Source organism: uncultured Amaricoccus sp., from assembly GCF_937858865.1.
Lineage (GTDB): Bacteria > Pseudomonadota > Alphaproteobacteria > Rhodobacterales > Rhodobacteraceae > Amaricoccus.
The window spans coordinates 1-2,066 of record NZ_CALLYO010000523.1; the positions used below are offsets into that span (position 1 = coordinate 1).

Annotated in this window: 2 protein-coding genes; both read left to right on the forward strand. The window is 70.4% G+C overall.

What is annotated here, in order from left to right; genetic code table 11:
- On the forward strand, positions 1-970 hold a 970-nt coding region (gene trmFO, locus Q0112_RS15240; protein ID WP_297976749.1), incomplete at its 5' end, for a methylenetetrahydrofolate--tRNA-(uracil(54)-C(5))-methyltransferase (FADH(2)-oxidizing) TrmFO.
- Between the two features lie 80 nt (positions 971-1,050).
- On the forward strand, positions 1,051-2,066 hold a 1,016-nt coding region (locus tag Q0112_RS15245), incomplete at its 3' end, for a DUF1254 domain-containing protein (protein WP_297976751.1).

Here is a 2,066-nt window from a genome sequence, read left to right on the forward strand (position 1 = left end):
GACCAGCGTCATCGTCGCGACGGGCCCCCTCACCTCCGCGGCGCTGGCCGCCGCCATCCGCACCCTGACCGACGAGCGCGCGCTCGCCTTCTTCGACGCCATCGCCCCCATCGTCCACTTCGAGACGGTCGACCTCTCCAAGGCCTGGTTCCAGTCCCGCTACGACAAGGGCGAGACCGAGGAGGAGCGTACCGCCTACCTCAACTGCCCGATGGACAGGGACCAGTACGAGGCCTTCATCGACGCCCTCCTCGCCGCCGAGAAGACCGAGTTCCGCGACTGGGAGAAGGACACCCCCTATTTCGAGGGCTGCCTCCCCATCGAGGTCATGGCCGAGCGCGGCCGCGAGACGCTCCGCCACGGCCCGATGAAGCCGGTCGGCCTCACCAACCCGCACGCCCCGGAGGCGAAGCCCCACGCCGTCGTCCAGCTCCGCCGCGACAACGCCCTCGGCACCCTCTACAATATCGTCGGCTTCCAGACCAAGATGAAGTACGGCGCGCAAACCGAAGTCTTCCGGATGATTCCCGGCCTCGAGAACGCGAGCTTCGCCCGCCTCGGCGGCATCCACCGCAACACCTTCCTCAACTCCCCCCGCCTGCTCGACGGCCGCCTCCGCCTCCGCGCCGACCCGCGCCTGCGCTTCGCCGGCCAGATCACCGGCGTCGAGGGCTATGTCGAGAGCGCCGCCATGGGCCTGCTCGCCGGCCGCCTCGCCGCCGCCGAGCGCCTCGGCCTCCCGCTCGACCCGCCGCCCGCCACCACGGCGACCGGCGCCCTCGTCCGCCACATCACCGGCGGCGCCGAGGCCGAGCTCTTCCAGCCGATGAACGTCAACTTCGGCCTCTTCCCCCCGCTCGAGGCCGCCCGCTCCGGCCGCCGCGGCCGCCGCGACCGCTACAAGGCCTATACCGACCGCGCCAAGCAGGACTTCGCCGCCTGGCTCACCCCCGCACCCGTGCCGGCCTGACCAGGTGGCCGAGCTGGTGTCCTTGCGGCGCCGGTCGAGGATCCGCCGGCCCTCGACCGATTGACTGAAGGAGCCCTCGCATGACCCGCACCCTCGCCGCGCTGGCCCTCGCCCTTCCCCTCTCCCTCTCGCCCGTATGGGCGCAGGACAGTGTCCCGGTGACGCCCGACAACTTCGTGCGCGCCGAATCCGATCTCTTCTTCGGCAACGCGGTGAAGGACGGCGGCTTCGGCAAGTTCCTGCACCGCCGCGGAGTGATGGGCGTCGACGACCAGTTCGTCGTCCGCGGCAACCGCGACACGCTCTACTCGATCGCCGTCTTCGACCTCGACGCGGGGCCGGTGACGATCACGCTGCCCGAATCCGGCGAACGATTCATGTCGCTGCAGATCATCGACGAGGACCAGTACGTCCCGAACGTCTTCTACGATGCCGCGCCGCATACCCTGACCCGCGAGGAGATCGGCACCCGCTACGTGGGCACCGCGGTCCGCACCCTCGTCGACCCTGAGGACCCCGAGGACGTGGCCAAGGCCACGGCGCTCCAGGACGCGATCACCGTCGACCAGCCCGGCGGCCCTGGCGTCTGGGAGCCGCCGAACTGGGACCAGGCGAGCCAGAAGAAGGTGCGGGATGCCCTCCTCACCCTCGCCGAGACCCTGCCCGACACACGGCAGGCCTTCGGCCCCCGAGACGCGGTCGACCCGGTGCGCCGGCTGATCCAGGCCGCGGCCGCCTGGGGCGGCAACCCGGAGAAGGATGCCCTCTACCTCTCGGTGACGCCTGCCGGGAACGACGGCCGGACGATCTACAGACTCGACGTGAAGGACGTCCCGGTCGACGGCTTCTGGTCGATCAGCGTCTACGACGCCGAGGGCTACTACCGGAAGAACGAGTACGGCGCCTACAACCTGAACAGCATCACCGCCGACCGGGCGGCGGACGGCTCCATCGCCGTCCAGTTCGGCGGCTGCGACGGGCAGATCCCGAACTGCCTGCCGATCATGGAAGGCTGGAACTACATGGTCCGCCTCTACCGCGCCCGCCCGGAGATCCTCGACGGCAGCTGGACCTTCCCTGAGCCGGTGGCCGTCCC